Origin of the sequence: Lysinibacillus sp. NPDC058147 (assembly GCF_042884205.1) — a bacterium.
Lineage (GTDB): Bacteria > Bacillota > Bacilli > Bacillales_A > Planococcaceae > Lysinibacillus.
The window spans coordinates 228,107-254,005 of sequence record NZ_JBHVUJ010000002.1 but is presented as its reverse complement, the minus strand read 5'-3'; the positions used below and the strand labels follow the sequence as shown (position 1 = coordinate 254,005).

The window sequence follows — 25,899 nt, the reverse complement described above, 5'->3', positions numbered from 1 at the left end:
TTCACTCCTTCATTAACGACATATAAATGCCATATAACGTATCCATCCCAGATGATGAGCCAACTTCTATAAGACTGTTCATACTTTCTAAAGATGGATCATGCTGTAATGCTGTAATCTTCGAACTAAATACACCATCTAAAGCACATGTTAAAAAGCGCTTACTGACAATGGTCGTTAAAGGTTCCTTGATTAAAGCTTTTAAAGTTTCAAGATGTTTATGTTCGATAAAATTATTTAGAAAATGCCCGTACAATATGCCGACCAGTATATCGTCACCAGTTGGTGTCAAACCTTGTCCCCGTCCAATAAAATAACGGAATGTCTTCTCAAGATTTTGCGTTGGATCATGTAATCTATCGATCAAGGCCAACACACGTGCTGGTTCAAAATCTGTTGATTCATATGATGTAAATGAAATGTATTTTAAATTTTCTTTTAATCTATTTATATTTGCATATTCAAAATCCATATATAACGGTAGTATTTTTACATTAAAAACCATTTCAAAACAGTTATGAAATAGACGATTATTGTGAAATGTTAATGTATCGCCTACTCTAATACAGGACTTTATCGTTTGTTTAGTTTGATGATCAAGCAAGATACCAAACGGAAATGTTCCATTTTCGTCGGTTCCAGCAAATATCAATTCACCATTTCGATCAACCATATTCAAACCTTTTTCAAAAATACTGTGCACGGTAAAGGTGTTTCCTTCATTCAATACTTCAAGTGCGATTGGACCAACCGCACTTGCTTGTAATATCATCCTTTAAAACCTAACTTTTCAGCATATGCTGTGATGGCTTTCTCAAAACATTCGATCGGTGGGTGTACTGTACCGGCACCAATTTGTCCATAACCCGCTATTTTATGGGCAATCCCTGTATTGATGACAGGTGTAATCCCTGTTTCTACAACTTTCCGTGCATCGATCCCTAAACAAGCGCCTTTAAAGTCCCAAGTTGGGATGACAAAGTTCGGGTTTTCACCAATACAGATTTCTGTCATTTGATTACTTGTTTCAAGTGCATCATTAAATCCACCCGAACCAACAAAGCGTGTTACTGCAGGTGCAGCAATCATCGCCATACCTCCGACACCGATTGTTTCAGTAATAGCTGAATCACCGATATCTGTGTTGGCATCTTCTGCTGAGTAACCAGTGAAATATAATCCTTGCGGTGTATTAACAGGACCAGTAAACCATTCATCTCCCATACCCGCAATACGGATACCAAAGTTTTCACCGTTACGGCACATTGCGGTAACAACCGTACCGTGTTCGATTGTACGAGCTGCATCCATCATCGCTTTACCCGTCGCCATAGCAATATTTAAGAAAAATTGATCTGTGTCAGCTAAGAATTGGATTACTTCTGTACGTTGTTCTTTTTCAATATCTTCTAATGATGCAATGACTGGAGATAGTTCTTTTAAAAATGCAAGTGAAGCTGCAATATTACGCTGGTGGAACTCATCACCCATTGCAATAGCTTTAGCAATCAATACGTTGACGTTCAAGCCTTCATCAAATGTTTTTAACGCTTTACTTAATACAGGACCTAATACATCTTTCATCCAGTGTAAACGATTGATGACTTGCTCATTATAGGCGCCAAAGCGTAAAACTGCTCCAATGCCTTCGTTCATTTGACAGTATGCTTCGTTACCACTTTCTTTATTTACAACAACGAGTACTGGCATGTTTGGTGAAGTGATACCACCCATTGGTCCAACAGCATTCACATGGTGACATGGAATGAATGTAATCTTATTGTTTTCAAGTAATTCACGTGCATTCTTTTCGTCTTCTGCCCATCCTTCAAACAGGATTGCTCCAACACAGGAACCTTGCATAGGATCTGTCATATTTTCATATTTAATTGGAGGTCCAGCGTGTAATAACACGTAATCTTCTAATTCAGGAATCACAGATTTAGCAGGCACAACATCTGTTAAAAAAGGTGCTGCTGCTATGATCTTCTGGATAACGGCTTCGTTCGCTTCATTTATTGTTTTGTAACCCATTAGATTGTACCTCCTTCATAATAGTTTAAGAATTGAAGTACTTTCATTAACTTCTCATCGCCACCAGCAATAGGACGCCAGTTAAATTGAACACACTCTGTGCCACTTTTTTGAACAGCCTCAGAAAAGCTTTTCAGCCCAATATTGATGACACTTGGTTTCATATTGATTAAAGATATGATTTTCTCATCTACTGCTAAGTTTTCTTCTGTATATTCAAATTTTCGTACAGCAACAACTGGTTGTTCCACTTTACCACCTACAAGTTGGATAGCTGTGCGAACCATTTGATCGTTTGTTTGACAAATAATTGCCCCACTTTCTTGTAAGATGTCAATTTGTTTGTCGTAGCCTTGGATGTCCTGTGCTGTACCTACAACAGTTACAAGTACTGCAAGTTGACGACCATCTTGACGTGCATTGTCCAATAGACGTTTGATTGTTGGTGCTAACGCGCTAGCCATATCTTCATGACCACCGTTACCGATAACATTATCAATCATAATTACAGCTGTTTCATGATCGTTCACTGATTTTTCAAGCATTGAGATACGATTTTCAGGATCAATCATCGGGTGTGGTTTACCTTTTGTATAAACATCATCACCTAAGTCAATGATTTCATGATGTTTTGTTTTTAAGACATAGCCATCTTTATTATCTTCAGATATTTCATTTTTGAATGCATCTTTCAATAACATAGCTGCTTCAGATGCTAATGTACCTCCTGAATAATAACCCTTAATACCAACTTGTGAGTCTTTTAATTGCACGTTTACATTTTCGATTGTTGTCGGTTTGAAATTTGGCTTGTCCCCATTTGATAATTGGACAGATACAACCGCTGCCTCTTCAAGTGTATAGGCATGATAGATGTTCTCTTCTTGATAGGAAGGTTTGTCACCTAAAAATAATGTTACAACTGGTTTGTCAATATTTCTTAGTACGTTTAATACTTTGTGTTGTACTTCCTCTGCAGGTGGTTTGGAGATAACAGTAATTACTTTTACTTTAGGATCTTGATTTAACGCTTTGATAGTATCTAACATTGTGATCGCACCAACTTCCGTCGATAAATCACGTCCACCTGTACCAATAGCGTTCGTGACACCTTTTCCATAGCGATCAATGATTGTTGTCACTTCTTGAATACCTGTGCCTGAAGCACCAACAATTCCAATATCGCCTTCTCTGACAATATTGGTAAATGCCAGTGGTACGCCGTGAATAAGTGCCGTACCACAGTCTGGTCCCATTACTAATAATCCTTTTTCATGCGCTTTTTGTTTTAATCTCACTTCGTCTTCTTTAGCGACATTGTCACTGAACATGAATACGTGTAAGCCTTCGTTCAATGCGTTTTCCGCTTCCATTGCTGCATATTGACCAGGAATTGAAATTAAAGCTAAGTTCGGATTGTTCGCAAGCTCCAATGCACGTTTCCAGTTGTGTGCTTCTTGACCTTTAGACGTATTTTGTGAATCTGATTCACCTTTTAAAGCGATCTCTACTTCTTCTTTCACTTCGTCTACTTTTTCTTCTTGATCTGTATCTACAACGATGACAATATCATTTGGCTTAGCGTTTTCTAATTCATCTGTGCCTAAGCCAGAAGATTTAAAAATGTCTTTGTTCGCTGGTGTTCCCATCATGATTGATACTTTGTTTACACCGTCAATTGCAGATAACTTATTTGATAAAAGCATTAACACAATGGAGTCTTTATAAGTGTTTTCTTTTATAATTGTATATAACATGATGATCCTCCAATTTATTATTCTGCAAATCTATTTTTTCCGTGGTAACGATCGTAATGAACGTCATCTGACACAAGATAGTTGTATATGTCGTCAACGATTTCAATACCTTCTTTATCGTATTCCTTACTTCTTAATATACCGCGTTCACCTGGATAATAAATTTCTCCATAGCCCTCTGCCGCTGGTTGCTCTTTTAATTCATTGAGCATCGTTGAAATTTGTTGTTTAAAAGCATCTAGATTTGTGAAATAGGCTGGGTTAATCACGATATGAATTTGACCTAAATCGCGTCCTTTAGTTAAGTCTTGATACATAGAAGACACATGAATACCATGTGGGACTCCTAGAAGACTACCTGATAAAATATCTACCATCATCATCAAGCCGTATCCTTTTGGGCCTGCAATAGGCAGGAGTGCATGAACATCTCTTGCATTCGTCGTAGGTGCACCAGTAGCATCAACAGCCCATGTATCTGGAATCGATGCATTTTTACTTCTTGCATCTAAGATTTTGCCCCATGCTTGGACAGTAGTCGCCATATCAAATGTAATGATACGGTCATCAGCAGACGGTGCACTATATGCAATTGGATTTGTCCCAAAATAAGGTTCAGTTCCGCCAAACGGCACGACCATTGGATCTGATTGACACATACTTAGAGCAACCATATCTTGTTCGGCTGCCATTTCAACAAAGTAGCCTAATGCACCACTATGTGAGATATTTTTCATACCAACAACGGCAACACCTGATTTTCTAGCCATTTCAATCGCTTTTTCCATCGCTTGTTTTGCTATTTGGTGACCTGGACCATTATCCCCATTAAAGACCGCAGATGCTGGTCCTGTTTGTTCAAATGTATAGTTTGGATTGGTTGTAATACCGCCTTTTGCAATTCGTTCAGAATAGTATTCAACACGTACAGCACCATGTGAGTGAATACCTCTATGATCAGCGTATGTTAATACATCTGCAACATCATGTGCCGCTCCTTCATTTAATCCTGCTTTTATAAACTTTTGTTTCATTAAATTAAACAGTTCTACTTTAGATACTCGCATTTTGTCAGCCCCTTGCCTTACATGATTAAAATTTTTTTTCAGATTCTACACAAATGAATTTCTTTTGTAACAGAGATACGTCATTAATCTTTTGATAGCTTCGAAGATTAATTAGACTTCCTCTTTATAAATCAATATCTCTGTTTGCATCTTTAGAATAAATGTATGAGAATGGTTCATCTAAACCAATTGCATAGGTTGCTTGCGGTACATAAGCGCCCATAAAGATATAGTCACCTTTATCAACTGGCATCCACTCGTTGTCTAAGTTGTACATGCCTCGCCCACTTAAAACATAAGCGCCGTGTTCTTGAACGTGTGTTTCAATGTAACCATGTGAAGCACCTGGTTTGAATGAAAGAATATGAATGTTCATGTCATATCCAATTTCTTTTGGTAATAAGTCTTGGATTAATACTTCTTTCATACCTTCATATGCCTCTTGTTCGATGTCGTTCACATTACCTGTAACGACTTCTGGTGTATACCCTTTAAGAGGTTGTCCTTTAAGAGGTTGATAACGTTTTTTGTATAAGAATAAGCGGCTATCTTCACCGTTATTATTATTTTCAAAAGTTAACTGTAAGTGTGGGGGCACATATAAATACCCACCTTCTGTTAATTCGTATCTTTTACCATCTGCAAAAGCATTGATTTTGCCATAAACAACGTATACAAACGATTGAATACCATCACCAGCGAAACCAGTTTTGTTTCCGCCTTGGTTTTTTGCTGTTACTAAGTAATCTACAAATCTTGCACCTAAACGCGGGGATCCTAAGATTGTTACGTCACAATCTTTGAAACCAGGTACAACATTATTAACTAGGCCATCTGGTGTGATTACCGCATAATTGTCTTTTTTAATGACAGAACGTGTTTCTAATAAACCTTCTCTATATCCTTGAACTTGATTTAAGTAACCCATAAGTATCTGGCTCCTTTTTCATTATTTTTATTCTTTATATGCTAGTTCATAAAGTACATCGCTTAATACTTCAATACCTTTAACAAGGTCTTCTATCTTCGTCTCTTCACTAATGTTGTGACTAATTCCACCAATAGAAGGTACAAACATCATCGCCGTTGGAACATATTGAGCAAAGATTTGTGAGTCATGTCCTGCACCAGATGGCATCACTTTATATTGATCCCCTACATTGTTCTTTGCTGCTTGTTCAATGATTTGAACGATTTTTTTGTCCATCAATGTTGGTGCCTCATCCATCCATAAATTAATGTCGTAAGTCATGTTATTTGCTTCAGCGACTAATTTAATTTTGTCTTCGATTTCTGCTGCAAAATCATTTAATATTTGCTGATCAATATGACGACAGTCTACTGAGAACGTAATTTCACCAGGAACTACATTTACTGTGTTTGGTACAAGTGTGACATGACCGAACGTTAATACAAGTGGTTCCCCAATTTCTCTAGCACGTTTTGTTAAATCTGAGACAATTTCACTATAGGCAACAACTGTATCGCGACGTAATGACATTGGCGTAGTACCAGCGTGGTTTGCTTCACCTTTTAAGTTGATCGTGAAGCGTTTTTGACCAACGATGCCATTAACAACACCGATTGTTTTGTTTTCTGTCTCTAACACTTTACCTTGTTCAATATGAATTTCAACAAATGCTTTGATGTCATTACGAACGTCAGTCGTTTTACGATAATCGAAGCCTGATTTACGCATCGCGTCTTCAAACTTAATACCCTCAGCATCTTCAATTGTGTCAACATCCGATTTTTTAGCTAAGTTAAAGAAGTTTTTGCTACCCCAGAATGTGTAAGGGAATCGACTACCTTCTTCTTCCGCAAGCGATAATACTTCTAATGAGCGTAGTGGTTGGCCATGTTTAGCTTTTAAATATTTCACAGCCGCTAGTGCAGCTAAGATACCGAATTGTCCATCTAGATGACCACCTTCAACTACTGTGTCGATATGTGATCCTGTTAAAATGGTTTCTTCCGGATATTTACTTCCAACAAGACGCCCAGTTAAGTTACCTATATCGTCGAAACTTGCTTCTAAGCCTTCATCTTTGAATGTTTTTTCCAGTTCACGAACGGCTTCATTCCATTCTTGAGAATATAATAGGCGTGTAATCCCACCTTGTTCTAAACCACCAAAACTTGTGAATTTCTTATCTAAAGATTGAAAAGTTGATTGAATATCCATTACTCTTTCACTCCTTCCTTCTAGTACACTTTTATTATAGGTCCATAATCACAACCATTCATTGACACAACGAACAATAATGGATGGTCGTTTTATGCACTTTAGACAAAATAATTATTGATAAGGAGCAGGTACCCGGAGTAAAAAAGAAATCTAGCAGTCGAATTATGTAAGGGTACTAAGAAGGCATATGAGCGGAGTAAATAATCGAATTGATCCTTAATAAAAAACAAAACCACATAGTAAATCTATGTAAAAACTTAGATTTACCATGTGGTATATAGTCATTATTAAAATGATTAGAGGATAAACGATAGCCCAAGTGTCATGATACATACAAGTAAGAGGAAGCCTAAGCTGTATCGTATTGTATATTGAAAGATTTTTGACTCATTCCCGGTTTGATTAACGGCTGCTGCTGCAATCGCGATAGATTGTGGTGAAATCAATTTTGCTACGCTTCCCCCAGCAGTATTAGCTGCCATTAGCAATGATGGTGGGATCCCAATCTGCGTCCCGGTAACTACCTGCAAGCTACCAAATAATGCGTTATTATTCACAACAGATCCCGTGAGAAAAACACCAATCCATCCTAATACTGGACTAACAAATGGGAAAAATTCACCCGTTTTGGCAAGCGCCAGTCCTAGAGAAGCTTAGCCCAGAAAAGTCCGAAAGATTAGCAAAAGCCATTACAAGTACGATTGTAAAAATCGGTAACCATAGTTCTTTAATTGTGTCACCTAATAAATGAACGGATTGTTTGATGTTTAACGCAGGAAACAGGACACTTGTTAAAATGATAGCCAATAAAATCGCCGGTCCCGTAGCCGAAACAAAGTTAATATTTAAGATAGCTGGTATAGAATTGGCTTCTGTTACGATCGGTGTGGTATATGCATGATTTGATCATGTAATCCGGGAATTTTCAATGCGACAGTCGTAAAATCAAGTGCACCACCATCTACAAATAATTGTTTAAATCCAGGCAAGCTCCAAACGGCTATAACACCAGTGAGGATATAAAATGGTGACCAAGCTACCAAAATCTCTTTCATAGAATAGCTTTTTAAATTTCCTGTTAGTTCTACCCCAGGTTCATGGTAAATCGTTTTTGGTTGCCATTTCCTTAAGAATAAGGCTTAAACCACCATACTAACTAAAGAAAGAATAATATTCGCAAGCTTTGGCCCGATCATCGTAATTGTCAGTAAATGAAGCCCTGAATAAACACTACTGACGACCAAAATAGCTGGGAATATCTCTTTTATTCCTTTGATACCATCTAAAATAAAGATGAGGAGAAAAGGAACGAGAAATGAAATCAAAGGTAAAAGATAGCCTGTCATTCTTGACAGTTCTAACGTTTCCAACCCACCTACTTCTGCACCAGTAATGACTGGAATTCCAACTGTACCAAATGCGCCCGTAGAGGCATTGGCGATTAGACAAAGTCCGGCCGCTTTAATCGGATGAAAACCAAGCGTCACAAGTAAGGCTGCACAAATAGCGATTGGAACACCTAATCCGGCCGCTCCTTCCAAGAAAGCATTAAAACAAAAACCAATGAGCAATAATTGTAGTCTTTGATCCTCGGTAATATTCGCTATACTACCACGTACGATCTCAAATTTTCCGGCTTGCACAGAATTTTGTACAACCAAACAGCCATAATGACGGTATAACCGATGGGTCACAACGCTTTACCTGTTCCGAGAATAATTGCTCCAAATGCTTTAGTTATCGGCATATCGAAAACTCCGACTGTAATGATAATGGTAACACCTAAAGTTAATGCTGCTGCATATACCCCTTTTAATTTAAAGATTGTTAAACTAAGTAGAAAATAGGAGTATAGTAAGAAAGGCTATGATGCCACTCGCTATTTCGTTTCCAAGTGGATTGTATTATTGATCCCACTTCGTTGTCACTTCTTTCTAACGTAGTTATTTCTAACATGGTCTAGTTGAGTAAAGGTGAATTTCTTTGTTCGAGCTACTTTAGCATGCTATCCTTGTTGTAACCCGCTTTTCAAAAACAAAGCATTACATAGAATATTTTGACCTAGTTCAAGCATATGATTCTCCTTTACTATTTCGAAATAAAGGATTATACGTATAATAACCTTCAAAAATAGTATACAATCAGAGTGATAGCTTATTCTTGTAGCATCTCACATATTTAATTCATTTTTTGGCTTTTTCTAACAAATATAAAGGAGATGATTCTTATGACAACATTAAAAGAAATCATGTCTGTCCAACAATTTTCTGATTTAACATTATTAAATGATAAGGGAGATTTAGAAAGAGAAGTAGAAATGGTCGATATTACGGAAACGCCTGATATTAAAAATTTCACAGCACCTCATTCATTTATCGTCACTACGGGTATGTGTTATCAACACGACCAATCCGGATTAAAGGATCTCATTCGAGAATTAAATGATATACAAGTTTCTGGCATAGGCGTTAAATTATCGCGCTTTTTAGAAGAAATTGACGATGAAGTAATAGAATATGCAAACAAGTTAAAATTCCCCATTATCAGAATCCCTGATAGTTGGAATCTTGGATCCATTACGCATCATATATCATCCTATATCTTGGATGAAGAAACTGAAAAGTTATACTTTGCATTAGATATCCAACAAGAATTAAATACAATGCTTATGAGAGGTTTGAGCTTGGAAATGATGATTGAACGAATGAGCAGACTCCTTAGAGTCCCTGTGATGCTCTTAAATCCTTTTCATCAAATTAAATCGATGAGCCATCACTTCCAAGAACACTCAGAGCAAATTCAGAAAAATCTTAGTTACTTCAAAAGATGTGTTAATTCCAAGCAAATTTCACCTAATAATAAAGCATCTTTCCAAGAAGAACATATTATATTTGAAGTTCCAGCATTTAAATATTTTCCGTATTATTTGATGGTTTCAAATGTTAATACGCTCACTTATCCATTTAGTCTGCTTGCCATAGAACAAGCCGTAAATACACTTAGTCTCGCCATTTATAAAAATAGTAAAATCAAAGAAGCGGAACAACAAGATGTAAACCGCTTTTTCGAAACATTGATGTCTGAACATCCTGATAATCTTATTTCAGTCAAACAGCACCCCGAGTTTTTAAAAAAGCACCTTATTCAACCATCCAATTTCTATCAAGTAATCGTTTGTGCGATTGATCAAGAAAGGGATGTGGAAAATAATATCTATTTGAATGAGCGCTATCAAATGACTTTTGAATGGCTAACACATAAGTTGACTGACATTGATCCTTCTATCAGTGTTTATAGGTCTCCAGGTAATCATCGGTTTACGATACTATTACAAACTAAACATCAATATTATTTAGATTACTGTAAATATATCCAAAAAGAGTATCAAAAACTTTTTAATAGCACACTGTCATTCGGTATTGGTAATGAAGTTACTGAATTCTCACAGTTACCACTCTCTTATTTTGAAGCGAATGAAGCTTTTGATCATAAGTCTGAAAGTAGTAAAGTTGAATTTATAGAACTCTATAAATCTAAAAGTGTAGAAGAATTGTTACAACTCATTCCAGCCAATAAATTAAAACCGTTTATCACGTACACACTAGGCTCATTAGCCTATCCGAAAACAACGAAGGAAAAAGAACTAAAGCATACATTGAAAATCTATTTGGCGAATCATTGTGATCTGACAAAGACTTCTGAAGATATATTTATTCATCGGAATACGGTAAAATATCGTATTAAAAAATGTGAAGAAATTTTAGGTCAGTCTATCGAATCGCCTGATATTTCATTGGATCTACGATTAGCATTATTTGCGTCAGAGAAAATAAATTTTTAAACTAAAAAATCCCGCTAAAAAGCTGTTATGAATGCTTTTTAGCGGGATTCTTTTTGCCTATTTTACCGGAACACTTGCTTCCCTACCTCAATTTTATGATCATGCAAAATGTAGTAGCTCCTCTTAAGCTCATGTTAGCCATTCGTTAAGTACAAAATCAGTACTTTACCACAGAAAATGAAAGATGAATAGGTTATTTCGTGGGAGTTCAACATTAATAGTTCATTAATTCTTTATTTTCCTTTATGTAGAAACTTCAAATAAAGCAAAAAGGAAATTAATAAAACTATTGCATAAAACCAAATTGAACGATACCAAACATTCATAAATTCTACCCAAAAACCCCTTCCACCTAGTTCTGGAGGCAAAGCTGAATAAACTGACACCTCAATATATAGCATTAAACTGAAAAAAAAGAATAAAGGAAGAAAAAATACCCACATAAAAGATTGGATTTCATAAAAGTCTCCTTTCTATTTCACAAAGCTATTAATAGCAGTAGAAAATTTAAAAGTTTAACGTTAATCATTGGGTGAAAGTTCCAATTTCAAAAGGAGATTGTTCTTCAACTACACTGCTTAGTTAGCTTGATAAGAAAAATGAATTCATGCTGCGGTTGGTGATCCAACCGTAAAACACCGCCAAACCAATAATGTATAAAATACGTTATACACACTAAATCGAAAAGGCAGTAGTGACAAGAATTTGTTCCTTGTTACTACTGCTTAATTCTGTTGTTATAATGAAACTCGAACTTCATGGGATTGTACAATTCATGTTTTATATAAATTTAAAGCATTAGCTTGTAAAACCTCGCTAAATTTCGCTACCTTTAGACAGGGAATTTAAAACTACCTATCAGCAGGAGATGTATAACCTCCACTGATAGGTAGTTTTACTTTATTCATTAGTTAGGGGATTGATTGTTTTCTTCTCTTTCACCATCACGGCAAGGAAGAATAAAATCGCTGCTGCTGTAAGAAGTATTGCTGCAATATAGAATGCTAATACTTTCGAACCAGTGATATCACCAATATAACCTGTAAGAGTTGGCGCAATAACTGATGAAGTCATTCCAAAGAAGTTAAAGATACCTAGTGCTTTGGCCATGCTGTTGGAAGGTACTGAATCCGTTACATATGTGATTAAAACTGGATCAATGGCAAGTTTACCTAATAAACCGTATAAAACTAATGCTGCATAAAGGACAGAAGGGTTAGGTGCAAATACGGTTAAACTAATTGTTACGGCTGCACCAATTAACAAGAAGATAATTAATTTCTGACGCATATGTGCATTTTTGTCAATATACTTAGAAAATATCAATGCACCAGGTACTGCTGTGACTGCAACTAAAGCAGCTACATATCCTACTGAACCTTGTTCGAATCCTTTTTCTGCGACAAGGAATGATGGTAACCATGTCACAATCATGTAATAACCATAACATGTTGCAAAATAGACGAAATAAATAACTAATTTTTTTAGCGAGAATAATTCTACGCCTTGAGATACTGTGGCTTGTGTTGTTTCCTTATCTTCAGATGTTTCATTTGTAGCTGTTCTTTTGTCTTGTTTAACAAATAACGCAAACACAAATGTTACTGCTACTATTAAGACTGCTATAATATAAAGCATGTAATTCCATTGGATTTCAAGGCCACCTACTAATACTGATGAGCCTACTAGACCAATAACCATCCCTAATGCCGAACCACTGTTGATGATCGCATTAGAAAAGCTTTTCTTATCTTTTGGCATATGTTTAGCTGATAAAGAGAAAGCCGCACCATAGTATGAACCAGTCGAAAGACCTGCCATTAAGGCGCCTACATAAACTTGAGTGATTGTCGTGCTTGATCCAATGACGAATGCTGCTAATGCAAAAATGATAAACGCAGGGATTAATACTCGTTTTTGTCCAAATTTATCAACGAGTATTCCTGATGGAATTTGCATACCAGTATAGGCAAAGAAATAAATAGAGGCAATAAGTCCTACTTGAGTATCGCTAATATTACCAAGCGATTCTTGAATTTGTGGATATATTGGTGTAAGTATTGTACGATAAATCCAAATAGCTACCCAACCTAAACACAATGCAAAAATGATTTTTTTGTAATACTTCGGGTCATGTTTAACTGTTTGTTCCATGGTTGACACTCCCATTTTTTTGTATTTACTTATGTTGTTACTTATGTTATTACTAACTTAATTGTAGGTTACGAGCTACTAAATAACATTGTTCACTTTGAACAAAAATAAAAATAACTTTGCACATTTTAGACAAAAGGGAATTTTTAAAATAGTTATAATTTTGTCAAAACGTACGAATCCTCTCTTTGTTTTACTCTTGAACTTCGAGGGACTGTCTAAAAAGACTAATAAAAAACGGATTGAGGAATTTTTTTATTTCCTCAATCCGCTTCCCTAGTAAATTTTGTTGGACATATAATAAAAAGGCTGCCAAACAATCAGATGTAAATCTGACTTTTTGGACAGCCTCATTGTAAGATCCACTTATTCCCGTGAAATCGTGTTAATCTCTCTTTTTTACGATGAAAACTAGTTAATCAACAGACGCGATAGTTAACTCTATACTATTAATGCGGAATAAAACCAATTGGTGTTGGACCCGCAATCCCTAACATTACAAAATCTTTATCAGAAGTATTAGTCATACCGTGCTTTTCACCCGGACGCGCAACAACAACATCACCTGCTTTAATTTGGACCATTTCACCACATTCTGGATAAAAATCTGCTGTTCCTTCAATAACAATCCAAATATCATCCGCTTGCTTGTGCGAGTGAATGGGCAAGTTTTGTCCTGGTCGCATACACCAAACAGCTCCTACAGTATTAGGTGTTTCATAGAAAATATGTTTTGTCGCTTCTTCTTCTCTGAACTCTTGAATATCTGGCCAATGGAAAATACGGTTTTTCAAATCATTTCTTGCTATTTTTTTTAATGGCATTGTATTTTCTCCTTGTTTCAAATTTCAAACTTCACCATACTCAAATGATTTAGCGTGTATTAGACAACGAATAAAAACTTCTCGGATTTGCTAGAAAAATAGCAAAGAATTATCTTTTCATAATATTTTGAGGTTTACCTTCTAAAAATGCCATCGTGTTATCGAATGCAATTCTAGCTCGCAATTCCATAGCTTCATCAGTAAGGAACCCTACATGAGGTGTTAAAATCGCATTTTTGGCTTGCAATAGTTTATAGTCTCCAGGAATAGGCGGTTCCATATCAAATACGTCAATACCAGCCCCTGCAATTTGCCCTTCATTTAATGCATTCGCCAATGCATCATTATCAACAATCGGTCCTCGTGCGCAGTTGATTAGAATAGCTGATTCCTTCATTAATTCTAATTTTTCTTTAGAAATTAATCCTTTAGTACTTGGTAGCAACGGTATATGTAATGACACAATATCAGATTGTGCTAATAAATCATCTAATTCCATATACTCGATACCTAAATCTTTAGCTTCTGGATTTCTGCTGGATTGGTCTGAAGCAATTAAGTTTGCACCAAATGCTTTAAACAATCGAGCCGTCATTAAACCAATTTTACCTGTACCAATCAATCCAACTGTTTTCCCTTTAATTTCACTACCTTGGAATGCACCTGGGAAATTATCAGCACGAATTTCTCTATCTCCCTGAGTAATGTGACGATACAGATCTAATACTAAACCAATTGTTAATTCCGCAACTGCTTGATTCGCATATCCAGCTGCATTACATACCATAATATCTTGATTTTTAGCTTGAGTGATACCTACATGATCAACACCTGTAAAGGCGACATTGATTAATTTTAATTTGTCATTTTGATCAATTACTTCTGTAGGATAAGGATTATTTGCAATCATAATAATATCTGCACCTTCACTACGACTTGCTAATTCTGCCCAATCAGTAGTTTTCTCGTTGTAATAAACAAACTCATGACCGCCTTGTTTGATTGGCTCCGCTAATTTTTCAATGATCGAATCCGGAACATTTAATGGTTCTATTAGTTTTACTAACATACAATCAATTCCTTCCTATTATTCTTCAAATACGTCTGTTGATTAACTAGTGGCCCTAGTTAGAAAAGAGAGAATCACTCTGTTTTTTTGTTTTGTATACTTCGAACAAAAAATGTAACATTTACATTGGTGGACACCCCTTTTTTTCTTTATTTTTTTTATCTTTTCTTAATCTGATTGTAGGATACGAGTTATTAAATAACATTGTTCACTTTTAACAAAAATACAATCAATATTACTTACTTTTGACAAAAGATTTCGTGCGAAATAAAAAAATCAGCCCGAAGATTATCGGACTGATTCGTTACAATTTAATCGTATATTTAACCACACATTGTTCTTTAACTATATCTATTAGTCAATCGATGCTCATTGTTTTAGGCCCCATTTTAGCCCCTAATCACAAAAATTCTACTCCACACTTTTTAGCGATTCAATCATATTAATTTTCGTAACTTTTCTTCTAAGGAGTAAGTTAGAAACTATTGTCAGTAAAAACGCGACAATAATAGAGACTAGTATGATTAAAAGATTTAATTTATCTGGGATTTGTTGATGGGTGCTTGATAGTGCCTTAACTATAATTTTATAGACATAGCCACTGATCGGTAAAGCTACAATGACCGCAAATGTCGTTAGGATGATGTTTTCCAAAAATATTAGTCTATTTATTTTATTTTTTTGATAACCTAACACTTTAAGTGTTGCAAGCTCACGATTCCTTTCATATATGTTGATAGAAGATATCGTATAGATGGCGCCAAAGGAAAGAATGATGGCACTTGTGATAAACATGATAAATACAAAACTGTTTTGCTTTACAATATATTGAGCTGATTTTTTTAAATCACTCTTATCTGCAATTGTTTCTACACGGCGATCTTGTTCAAAAAAGTTACGAGCGCTCATTACATCTGTAGAGTTACTTGCTTGAACTAAAAGTGAGGTAGGATTGTAGTCTATATCAAAGTTTTTTAAATACTCTGGTGTAATATAAAATGATGGATTCGAATACTGTGTAGATATATTTAATACCTTCATCTCTACTGATGTATTTTTAAGCTCTGGTGCTGTGAACTTTATGTTGATACTATCTCCTTTAGAAATATGATATTTGTCAGCGTAAGATTTAGGTACAAGCACACCGTTATTTTCTATTGATATCCTATCGTCATTTTCGTCAAAGAAATGAATGAGATTGTTTTCTTTTTCAGTAACAACTAAAGTGGCGCTTTCTTTTTCATTATCTTTTATGAATTCAATAGGAAAAGTGGATAACAAATAACTATTTTTAATTTCAGAAGGTAGTTTTACAGTATTAGAATTTGTGCCCCTCGTATAATCTACTCTTAAATCATAGGTATAAACATCTTCAATTTGGTCTGCTACTTTTAGCAAGGATGCTTGGGTACCGAAAGCGGTAATCAATAAAACAGTGCTAACAATAACACCAATTGAACTCGCTAAAGCCTTTTGTTTATTTAAAAATATATTTCTCAAAATGAGTTTATAACTGTAGGAAATATGACTCCATAGACCTGGAACTCTTTCTATCAAAAGTTTTTTCATCTTCTTTGGCGGTTTAAGGCGCATAGCCTGAGCCGCACGTTCCTTTAAAATAGATCTGCCACTTAAGTAACATGACAGAACCCCGAAAGCACTGGAGAAAATAATCGGTGGGATGATTGAAAATATAGGGAGTGAGAATTGAATGTCAGGTAAAGAGTAGGCTCTTGCACACGACTTAGTTACTAAAGGTATAAATACCGTAGCGGCCATGATACAACCAATGATTGAACCTACTATACCTGCAAGCACTGGGTATCCCATATAGTGCAGCATGATGTTGCTGTTTTTTACACCTAAAGCCTTCATAATACCAACTTGATTCCGTTGAGAATCGATAGTTCTCGACATGACGAGAAATAGAATTATCGCTTCAATCAAAAAAAGTACTAAAGGTATCACCTTACTCATTAAGCTATTATTATAAATTGTTTGATTGATTTTAGAATAATTGAGAGTCCGTTCCTTACTTACTTGATCTAAATAACTAAGCTGCTTGGATTGTGCTTCAATTGATTTTCCTAATGTTTCAATATCGTATCCTTCTTTAGCATCCACGATGATTTCATTATAGTAAAAGCCACTTAAGATTTCAGGTAATGTCTCTTCAGCAATATAAGCTATTCCGTATGTTTTATGATCTTGAATTTCGTTCTTTTTTGCATGTTCAACATTTTCACCCAAGCCACTAATTGTAAAGTTAAACTTTCTTTCATTCGCAGTTATTTGAATTTGGTCACCGACACGATAATGATGCTCTTTAGCGTAATGTGAATCTAAAAAAATCTCATCCTTTTTTGATGGGATATTACCTTCAATTATAGTTGGAGTATTTATTTCATTGTTTTCAGGGATTGAATGGATTTTCAATGATGTTTTGTAATCTTCAAAAGCTTGTGTACCATCAAAAGTATAACGTCCTTCCATTTTATTGATACCTTCAATTTTACTTAAACGTGTTACATCATTTTTGGAAAGTTGACTGTAATAGACATTTAAATCGCTTATATTATGTTTTTGAAAGTAATCCTTCGTATAAGCACTAAGGCTATTACTATAAGTTACTAGTCCCGCGTAGAAAAAAGCACCTACTGCGATCACTAACACTATGGCTATAAATTGCCCCATAGACTGTTTGATGTCCCGCAATAATTTTAAAAACAATTTCATGATTACCACTCAATCCCTTCAACACTTTGTATTTCCTCATTTATCGTTACGCTTTCGATCATTCCACTTTTAACTTTAATAATTTTATCAGCCATTGGAGCAATAGCGGAATTATGTGTGACTAAAACAACGCATTTCTTCGTTTCTCTGTTTAAATCTTGTAGAAGCTTTAATACCGACTTGCCAGTTACATAATCTAAAGCTCCGGTTGGTTCATCACAAAGCAAAAGTAAGGGATTTTTTGCAATAGCCCTAGCTATAGCGACTCTTTGCTGTTCTCCTCCAGAAAGCTGGGAAGGGAAATTTTTAATACGATTCGTTAATCCGACTTTTTGTAAAATGTCTTTAGCATCCAGATGGTTTTTGCATACTTCGGTAGCAAATTCAACATTTTCGAGAGCGTTTAAATTCGGAATTAAGTTATAGAATTGAAAGACAAAGCCAATTTTCTCACCACGATATTCTGTTAACTTTTTATCGTTCAATCTTGTTATTTCTTGATTACCAACAAAAACTTGACCTGAGGTAGCCGTATCCATACCACCAAGAATATTCAAAATCGTACTTTTACCGGCACCACTTGCCCCTAAAATAACAACGAATTCCCCCTCATTTATAGAAAAATCTACACCATTAAGAGCCTTAATTGGGATCTCTCCTATTTTGTATTCTTTCGTTACGTTTTTAAATTCGATCAGCTTTTTCATTTATTACATCCCCTTATATAGTCTTTTTTCAACGTCAAGTAACTCTAAAATAAACAACTTTAGTCGTATATTTTAGAGTTACTGTTTTTTTGCCTTCATTCTTTACGATACGTTTTATCAAGAAACCGTTCAACACGGCAAAATATTAAAGTTTAAATTAAAAAGGGTTTTGCTGTAATTTCAACCTCGCTATACATGGTGGTCCTTCACTTCCCAACGGTTTAAAGATGTTTCTCTTGCTATTAATGGCCTATATGCATCGGAATAATTTTGTTCAGATTCAGCCGTAAGCAGTTAAATCCTTCTAATAATATATAAGCTGATAAAATTAAATATATACATGTTTGGTTAAAAAATACATTTTGTCCCCTTTCTTATATAAAGAAGCTTTATATAAGAAATTCCATCCAGTCGAATAACTATTTTTAGTTTACATAATAATATTATTATTAAATCGAATGACAAGTTATGAAGTTTGGAGGATTAGAATTGAATATTTAAATTATGATCACTACGGTTTCATAGCAATTTGAACTTTGACTATATAAATTTCTGTTCAATAATTTCGCCGTATTCATTCTGTATCGTTGAATTCTTTTATTGAACTTAAGCATAAAAAAAGACACTTAAGCAAAATGCTTACGGTGTCCTTGACTATATTATGCATGTTGACAATTGAATGTTCGATTTTTCTTGCATCCAAAAAAATAACTCAGCAGGCATTCTAACCTCTGAGTTATTTTTTATTATTTAGTTAACGCCTTCATGTCTGCCACAATCGTCTCAACTGGCACATTTGTTGCACCGTTATAATCCTTTACAACAATGCCATCAGCATTAACTAAGTAATACCGTCCCATATGTACAACTTGGTCAGAGTTTGGATCATTCCTTACTACTGAATTAAATGATTTCATTGCAAACTGTTCAATAAACTTTTGATCATAGCCAGTCAATAATTGCCACTTGCTTTCATCGGCCACTGTATACGGTTTTATATAATTTTTTAAAACTTCTGGCTTATCAACCTGAGGATCAACACTAAAAGCTACAATTTGATAGTCCTTCACGCCTTTATCCTGAAGTGCCTTTTGCACCTCTGTCATATTATACGTCATTGGTGGACAAATGGTATTACAATTAGTAAAGACGAACATCGCTAACCATGGCTTGCCTTTAAAATCTTTAAGGCTAACCTGTTCATTTTTTTGATTTGTAACCGAAAAATCCCGTACTTCTATGTTCATTTCTGGTTCAAATTTATAACTTCCGCAAGCAGTTAGAATGCTACTTAATGTTAGTATTAAAACGAGCATTGCACTTTTCTTCTTCATATATTTGCTCACTTCCCTTCAATTTACCATCGTTGTTTATTGTATAAATAATAGTTACTGAATACAAGATATGCGCTTATCCTTTCATTTTTTTATGTCAATTCAATGTATATTGTATGATTTTGGTATATTAATATCCTGTATATTCCAGACAATTCACACTTTTTTAAAAAATTATTTATAGCTGTTTTTTACTATTTTGGTTATTTCCCAAGGCATCATTTATTTGTTATATAACAAAGTTTTTTTTACCTTTTTGACTCCTCTATCGTATGATGACCCAATAATAAATTCCTCAAAATTCTCTTTTACGTTCGAATTCTCTCCTACAATCAATATTATTATCAAGAAAACTATTAAAGGAATATTATTCTAATAGATAATACCTTTCTCTTTCATACGGATTATTTCTATTAAATCCTTAATATTTCTATGTTATTTCCACATTATGAAAGTGATTAAAAATTACAAAAACTCAAAATTTAGTATTGCATTATAAGAATCATCCCCATAAAATAAGTGAATATAACGACTGATGAAAAAGAAATATGTCGTTTGAAACAGAAATATAACACTTTAGGGGGAATAATAATGGAAAACATTTCTGAGAACAAAAATATAGAATCAGTTGACTATAATGCAATTGAAGCTATGGAATCGTTCAACAAGTTCGTGAAAAAGAAAAATACCTTCCTTTTCTCGATTACAGCAATTTTTTTAACACTTTATATTTTACTACCAATCCTTGCTTTCCAACCTGTACTACAACAAAAATTCTTCGGAAATATTACAGGTGTTTGGGTTTATTCAGCTGGATTATTCATTATGACAATCGTTCTTTGTACAGTATATGTGAAAAAAGCTTCTTCATTCGATAAAGCTGCTGCTGCAGTGCTAGCAGAGTATCACGAGAAAGGTGGAAATTAAATGAACTTAGTATCCGTTGGTTTCTTTTTAGCAATCGTTAGTTTAACACTCGTAGTAACTTATATCGCAGCGAAGCGTACGTCTTCTGCGGCTGACTTCTATACAGCTGGCGGTGGTCTAAAAGGTTGGCAAAATGGCTTTGCGATCGCTGGTGATTATTTATCTGCAGCTGCATTTCTTGGGGTGTCCGGGGCAATTGCGTTAACTGGTTTTGATGGTTTCTTCTTCTCTGTAGGCTATGTAGTAGCTAACTTAGTTCTTCTTTATGTAATTGCGGAGCCTATGCGTAATTTAGGCCGTTATACTTTGGCAGATATGCTTACTGCTCGTTTTAATGAAAAACGCATTCGCGGGGTCGCTGCTTCAGGCACAATTATCATCGTAATCCTTTATATGATTGCACAATTAGTAGGTGCAGGTGCCCTTATTAAACTATTATTTGGTATTGAGTATTGGATTGCGGTTTTAATCGTAGGTGTAATGATGACTACTTATGTATTATTTGGTGGCATGACAGCTACTTCTTGGGTGCAAATTATTAAAGCGAGCCTTCTTTTATTTGGGACAGGCGTATTAGCTACATTAGTATTAATTAAATTCGACTTCTCTCTTATGAAAATGTTCGATACGATCGCTGTGGATCATGGCGAGAAATTCCTTGTACCTGGGATGAAATATACAAGTACCATTGATTCAGTTTCGATGATGATGGCCCTTGTTTTAGGTACATCTGGATTACCGCATATTTTAATGCGCTTCTTCACTGTTAAAGATGCCAAAACTGCTCGTTCTTCTATTTCATGGACAACTTGGATTACAGCTATTTTCTTCTCATTAACTATTTTCTTAGGCTTTGGCGCATTAAATTTTGTAGGGATCGATCAAATTCTCGCTGAAAGTAAAGCTGGTAACACGGCAGCCCCACTTCTTGCTAATTATTTGGGCGGTGATGTGTTAATGGCATTTATCGGTGCAGTAGCATTCGCAACTATTCTAGCTGTTGTTTCGGGCTTAGTTTTAACAGGAGCTTCTGCGATTTCCCATGATATTTATGGAGAAATCATTAAAGGTGGTAAATTAACAGAAAAACAACAAGTTGTAGCAGCTCGTACTGGTTCGATTTCTATTGCCATTGTTTCGATTATCCTTGCATTATTTGCACAAAACTTAAATGTTTCGTTCTTAGTGTCCTTTGCTTTTTGTATCGGTGCTTCAGCAAACCTACCAGTTATTCTTTACACAATTTACTGGAAGAAATTCAATTCAACAGGTGCTATAACAGCGATGGTAACTGGGTTAGTATCATGTTTAGTTTTAGGTGCCATGGGGCCAAATGTATGGAGTCCTATTGAAGGTGCGGCAATCTTTGTTGGCAACCCTATCGTACCTTTAGCTGTTCCAGCGATCATCACAATTCCACTTGGCTTTATCGCAGGTTATTTAGGTACTGTTCTATCTTCTAGCAAAGTACCTCAGGAAGAAGCAGATCGTATTTATAAGGAAATTCGCGTGAAAGCAAACACTGGTGTATCCGTTTCTGACATCTCTCATTGATCGCTTTCTGCAATCCAAATAATTGCAAAAGGATACATCAATCGTCCTATCCTTCATAATAAAAATATCAAGTTAAAAAACTCGATTTTTTGTCGGGTTTTTTAACTTTTTATTATAAAAAATTTACCAATTTACTTATCTAACAATACTATTCTCTTTCAAAAAAAACTGATTTTCACTGAGTAAATAGTGTTTATTTTTTATAAAAAACCATCTTCTTTTTGAAATTTTATCCTAATTTCCCGCTCGGAAATCTAGAATTGACCTAACTTCATTTATTTATCAGAATTTTCCAAAATCCTTTTATTTCTGGACTTTGTTATGTATATTCTCTTTCAAGACTATTTTTCTGAAAATTATTTTTTCATAATTTTTCTGAAATGTATTGCAATTTTGTGAACTCTCTCATAAAATGAAGATGTGAATTCACTAAACTAGCAAAATCAAGTCTTTAAGCAGTAAAAATAAACACAAAATGGGGAATGTTAATGGGGAACAATCAAGGGAACAAGGGCGTCGTGATTGACTATGATGCAATTGCAAATCAAGAATCATTTAAAGCGCTTGTTCGAAGAAAGAAATCATTTCTTTGGTCAATAACTGCGATCTTCTTAGCAGCTTATATGTTGCTACCAATTCTTACTTCGTTCACAAAAATACTACACCAAAAGGCAATTGGGGAAATTACTTGGGTGTGGATATATTCAGCAGGATTATTCATCATGACTTGGAGCTTATGTCACTTATATGTAGCAAAAGCGAATAGTTTTGATAAAGAAGCACAGGCGATTATCGCTGAATACGAGAACGGAGGTGGCCGCCGATGAATAACGGAATGAGTTTTACAGCCATATTCTTCTTCGTAGCCATTGTTGGTTTAACATTAGTTATAACATGGTGGGCATCTAAACGAACTTCTTCTGCAAGTGATTTCTATACTGCAGGCGGTGGATTAACGGGCTGGCAAAATGGACTAGCCATCGCTGGTGACTACTTATCTGCAGCGTCTTTCTTAGGGATTGCCGGAGCAGTTGCATTATTTGGATTTGATGGATTCTTCTTCTCTATCGGATATTTAGTAGCTTACTTAGTGGTATTATATATCGTTGCTGAGCCACTACGTAATCTTGGTAAATTTACATTAGCTGACATGATCACAGCGCGTTTTGACAGCTCTAAAGTTCGTGGTACAGCAGCTTTAAGCACTATTACAATTGTTTTATTCTACATGATTGCACAACTAGTTGGTGCAGGAGCACTTATTCAATTACTTTTAGGAATCGATTATTGGGTTGCCGTTTTAATCGTAGGCTTTATGATGACGACTTATGTACTTTTCGGTGGTATGACTGCAACATCTTGGGTACAAATTATTAAAGCTTGTCTTTTAATGCTAGGTACAGTTATTATTTCATTCCTAGTATTAAAAGAATTCGGCTTTAGTATTGCAACGATGTTCAAAGAAATGGAAACTGCAACTGATAGCGGTGCAGCTTATTTGAATCCAGGTCTTAAATATCAAAATGGTGTTGATACTATTTCAATGTTAATCGCATTAGTATTAGGTACAGCTGGTCTTCCACATATCCTAATGCGCTTCTTTACAGTAAAAGATGCGAAAACTGCTCGTTCTTCAGTAATTTGGGCTACTTGGATTGTAGGTATTTTCTACATTCTTACAATCTTCTTAGGCTTCGGTGCAGCTAAATTCGTTGGTAAAGAAGAAATCATTGCTGCAAACGCTGCTGGTAACATGGCAGCTCCACTTCTTGCGGAAGCACTTGGTGGGGACATTTTATTCTCATTCGTATGTGCGGTAGCTTTCGCAACAATTTTAGCGGTAGTAGCTGGTCTTGTACTTTCTGGCGCGTCTGCCCTATCACATGATATATACGGTCAAATCATTAAAAAAGGAAAAATAACAGAGAAAGAGCAAGTACTTGCAGCTCGTATTGGTTCTATCACAATCGCTGTTATTTCAATCCTTTTAGCACTTGGCGCACAAACATTAAACGTAGCGTTCTTAGTATCGCTTGCATTCTGTATTGCAGGTTCAGCTAACTTACCTGTAATCATTTATACAATCTATTGGAAACGCTTTAACACAGCTGGTGCTATTACAGCTATGTTAACAGGTTTAATCTCTGCCTTAATTCTTGTTGCTGTTTCACCAAACCTTTGGAATCCAGTTGAAGGAAAAGCAATTTTCGTTGGGGATCCGTTAATTTCGTTAACGAACCCAGCAATAATCTCTGTACCGCTTGGCTTCCTTGGAGGTTTCATCGGAACGTTGCTTTCTAAGGAATCAGATGCTAAGAAATATCGTGAAGTGGATGTTAAAGCAAACACAGGTATTTCTGTACAGGACGTATCTCACTAATAATAAGACAACCGCCTCGTAAGTTTATAACTTACGGGGTTTTACTTTTTCTTCCGTATTCGGTACGATATTTACAAATGACTATTGGGGGTAATTTAACATGACACAATCAAAAGCAAAAAAGAAGCGCTCGCATATCAAGCGTACGAAAGGGAAAGACGTTGAAAAAAATCGTCAATTCTCCCCTTTCAGTACACATGAACGTGTAACGAAAACTAAAAAAGAAAGCCTTGAACAAAATTTTACAAAACATAGAAAACACAACCACACAGAGGATGATTAGTGGTTGTGTTTTGCTTGTAATGAGATATCTTGATGTTTAAATGTAATAAGCTTCGGAATAAAGTACAATGGATAAAGTAAAAGAAAAAGATTAGGTATCCACCACATAAGATCAAAATCAAGCTTTATTGTCCAAAAAGCAATCGCCTGTAGTCCTGAGCAAAATGTTAGTGCCAATGATAATAAGGCAAACGCTCTCCACTTCTCATTTTTCACTTTAAAAAGGTAGAGACTTATAAAACCAGTAAATGAAATTAAAATATCTAACGGGAAAAACGACCAATTCCATATAACTAATAATTCATTTTGATAATCCTGATATAAATACTCTTCTGGAATCAAATTAAAAAAAGTGGCTAGCCAATAGAATATAAAAAAGAAATCTGTAACTAAAAATAGGTATCTTAAAGTTTTACTCATCTACAGCCCCCATTTAATTTTCTTCATGTATATTTTCTTTAAGAATCCCAAGCATCAGAATGTCTACCATTTCCAGCATTGTATCTTGAAGCGAAATCATATTTCTGTTTTTTGATGCATGTTCCATCAATCGATAAAGCCCTCCAACATAGACTTCTATAAATATCTCTTTATTAAATGGACGTATTTGATTTGTAGCAATCCCTTCATCTATTAACGAAAAGATGCCTGTCCATTGTTCTTGAATAAATTGATCGAGTGTTTCCCACTGCTTCGGGTAATATCGTTGAAGCTCCTCTAAATATTGCAGCTGTGCAAATTTAAAATCAGCTGGAACGAGTACAAGACATTTCTTTAGTTTTTCTAAAAGACTTAAAGCTGAATCATGCAGTATTTCTACCTCTTTCATCTTCAGTTCATCAATTGCGAGATCAATCATTTCATTTAGAATTTCTTCCTTTGAGGGATAATATCCATACAATGTTTTAGTACTCATACCAAGCTGTTTTGCTAGCTCCCCCATTGTAAATCGGAATCCTTTTCGTTCAGCTTCACTTATTGATACCTTTAAAATTCTATCCTTCAACATAATCACCTACCTACAGGAAAATAAAAAAACATTTTC

General features: G+C 35.3%; 20 protein-coding genes and 1 pseudogene. 6 read left to right on the top strand and 15 right to left on the bottom strand.

The genetic code is table 11. The annotated features are described in order from the left end of the window. Position 1: 1 nt before the first annotated feature. The 7 genes and pseudogenes from ACFVT8_RS06600 to ACFVT8_RS06570 all read right to left on the bottom strand — a co-directional run bounded on the left by ACFVT8_RS06600 (position 2) and on the right by ACFVT8_RS06570 (position 8,929). Positions 2-772, bottom strand: coding sequence for an oxamate carbamoyltransferase subunit AllH family protein (locus ACFVT8_RS06600; protein ID WP_387082792.1), 771 nt, complete (start codon positions 770-772; stop codon positions 2-4). Continuing rightward, a complete protein-coding gene (locus tag ACFVT8_RS06595) occupies positions 769-2,034 on the bottom strand; it encodes a YlbE family protein (protein ID WP_387082791.1) in 1,266 nt (421 codons plus the stop codon). Before ACFVT8_RS06595 ends, ACFVT8_RS06600 begins: the two co-directional genes overlap by 4 nt. Next, complete coding sequence (locus tag ACFVT8_RS06590) at positions 2,034-3,791, bottom strand: acyl-CoA synthetase FdrA (RefSeq protein WP_387082790.1); 1,758 nt, start codon at positions 3,789-3,791, stop codon at positions 2,034-2,036. The genes ACFVT8_RS06595 and ACFVT8_RS06590 overlap by 1 nt, the downstream gene beginning before the upstream one ends. Before the next feature lie 17 nt (positions 3,792-3,808). Beyond that, entirely contained in the window at positions 3,809-4,858 is a 1,050-nt protein-coding gene (allD, locus tag ACFVT8_RS06585; RefSeq protein ID WP_387082789.1) for an ureidoglycolate dehydrogenase, read from the bottom strand. 124 nt (positions 4,859-4,982) lie between these two features. Then, complete coding sequence (gene allE, locus ACFVT8_RS06580) at positions 4,983-5,786, bottom strand: (S)-ureidoglycine aminohydrolase (protein WP_387082788.1); 804 nt, start codon at positions 5,784-5,786, stop codon at positions 4,983-4,985. Positions 5,787-5,813: 27 nt separating this feature from the next. After that, complete coding sequence (gene allC, locus ACFVT8_RS06575) at positions 5,814-7,043, bottom strand: allantoate deiminase (protein ID WP_387082787.1); 1,230 nt, start codon at positions 7,041-7,043, stop codon at positions 5,814-5,816. Between the two features lie 299 nt (positions 7,044-7,342). Then, a pseudogene (locus ACFVT8_RS06570) lies at positions 7,343-8,929 on the bottom strand (lactate permease LctP family transporter). Positions 8,930-9,273: 344 nt separating this feature from the next. Between ACFVT8_RS06570 and ACFVT8_RS06565 the strand changes: the two are divergent. Beyond that, a complete protein-coding gene (locus ACFVT8_RS06565) occupies positions 9,274-10,887 on the top strand; it encodes a PucR family transcriptional regulator (protein ID WP_387082786.1) in 1,614 nt (537 codons plus the stop codon). A 900-nt stretch (positions 10,888-11,787) separates the two neighbouring features. Here ACFVT8_RS06565 and ACFVT8_RS06560 read toward each other — a convergent pair. The 6 genes from ACFVT8_RS06560 to ACFVT8_RS06535 form a co-directional block, all read right to left on the bottom strand. After that, positions 11,788-13,041 (bottom strand): MFS transporter, encoded by a 1,254-nt coding sequence (locus ACFVT8_RS06560; protein WP_387082785.1) that lies wholly within the window; start codon positions 13,039-13,041, stop codon positions 11,788-11,790. A 449-nt stretch (positions 13,042-13,490) separates the two neighbouring features. Next, positions 13,491-13,865, bottom strand: coding sequence for a cupin domain-containing protein (locus tag ACFVT8_RS06555; RefSeq protein ID WP_387082784.1), 375 nt, complete (start codon positions 13,863-13,865; stop codon positions 13,491-13,493). 109 nt (positions 13,866-13,974) lie between these two features. Continuing rightward, positions 13,975-14,934 carry a 2-hydroxyacid dehydrogenase gene (locus ACFVT8_RS06550; RefSeq protein ID WP_387082783.1) on the bottom strand — a complete coding sequence of 320 codons (960 nt, stop codon included), beginning with the start codon at positions 14,932-14,934 and terminating at the stop codon, positions 13,975-13,977. Between the two features lie 411 nt (positions 14,935-15,345). Continuing rightward, positions 15,346-17,670 (bottom strand): ABC transporter permease, encoded by a 2,325-nt coding sequence (locus tag ACFVT8_RS06545; RefSeq protein WP_387082782.1) that lies wholly within the window; start codon positions 17,668-17,670, stop codon positions 15,346-15,348. A gap of 2 nt (positions 17,671-17,672) precedes the next feature. Continuing rightward, on the bottom strand, positions 17,673-18,377 hold the full coding sequence (locus ACFVT8_RS06540) for an ABC transporter ATP-binding protein (protein WP_387082781.1): 705 nt from the start codon (positions 18,375-18,377) through the stop codon (positions 17,673-17,675). Positions 18,378-19,123: 746 nt separating this feature from the next. Then, the gene (locus ACFVT8_RS06535; RefSeq protein WP_387082780.1) at positions 19,124-19,711 is read right to left on the bottom strand and encodes an SCO family protein; all 588 of its coding nucleotides are present in this window, start codon (positions 19,709-19,711) and stop codon (positions 19,124-19,126) included. 591 nt (positions 19,712-20,302) lie between these two features. Between ACFVT8_RS06535 and ACFVT8_RS06530 the strand changes: the two genes are divergently transcribed. The 5 genes from ACFVT8_RS06530 to ACFVT8_RS06510 all read left to right on the top strand — a co-directional run bounded on the left by ACFVT8_RS06530 (position 20,303) and on the right by ACFVT8_RS06510 (position 24,855). Beyond that, positions 20,303-20,638 carry a DUF485 domain-containing protein gene (locus ACFVT8_RS06530; protein ID WP_387082779.1) on the top strand — a complete coding sequence of 112 codons (336 nt, stop codon included), beginning with the start codon at positions 20,303-20,305 and terminating at the stop codon, positions 20,636-20,638. Continuing rightward, a complete protein-coding gene (locus ACFVT8_RS06525) occupies positions 20,639-22,192 on the top strand; it encodes a solute symporter family protein (RefSeq protein WP_387082778.1) in 1,554 nt (517 codons plus the stop codon). A 488-nt stretch (positions 22,193-22,680) separates the two neighbouring features. Further along, positions 22,681-23,019: a DUF485 domain-containing protein gene (locus ACFVT8_RS06520; protein WP_387082777.1), complete on the top strand. Its 339-nt coding sequence runs from the start codon at positions 22,681-22,683 to the stop codon at positions 23,017-23,019. An 8-nt stretch (positions 23,020-23,027) separates the two neighbouring features. After that, a complete protein-coding gene (locus ACFVT8_RS06515) occupies positions 23,028-24,572 on the top strand; it encodes a solute symporter family protein (protein ID WP_387083373.1) in 1,545 nt (514 codons plus the stop codon). Positions 24,573-24,672: 100 nt separating this feature from the next. Beyond that, entirely contained in the window at positions 24,673-24,855 is a 183-nt protein-coding gene (locus ACFVT8_RS06510; protein WP_387082776.1) for a hypothetical protein, read from the top strand. On the opposite strand, the gene ACFVT8_RS06505 is transcribed toward ACFVT8_RS06510, so the two are convergent. Together ACFVT8_RS06505 and ACFVT8_RS06500 are read right to left on the bottom strand one after the other, a co-directional pair. Beyond that, positions 24,852-25,274: a DUF5360 family protein gene (locus ACFVT8_RS06505; protein WP_387082775.1), complete on the bottom strand. Its 423-nt coding sequence runs from the start codon at positions 25,272-25,274 to the stop codon at positions 24,852-24,854. The genes ACFVT8_RS06510 and ACFVT8_RS06505 overlap by 4 nt on opposite strands. Positions 25,275-25,287: 13 nt before the next feature. Next, on the bottom strand, positions 25,288-25,863 hold the full coding sequence (locus ACFVT8_RS06500; RefSeq protein ID WP_387082774.1) for a TetR/AcrR family transcriptional regulator: 576 nt from the start codon (positions 25,861-25,863) through the stop codon (positions 25,288-25,290). Positions 25,864-25,899: the final 36 nt, after the last annotated feature.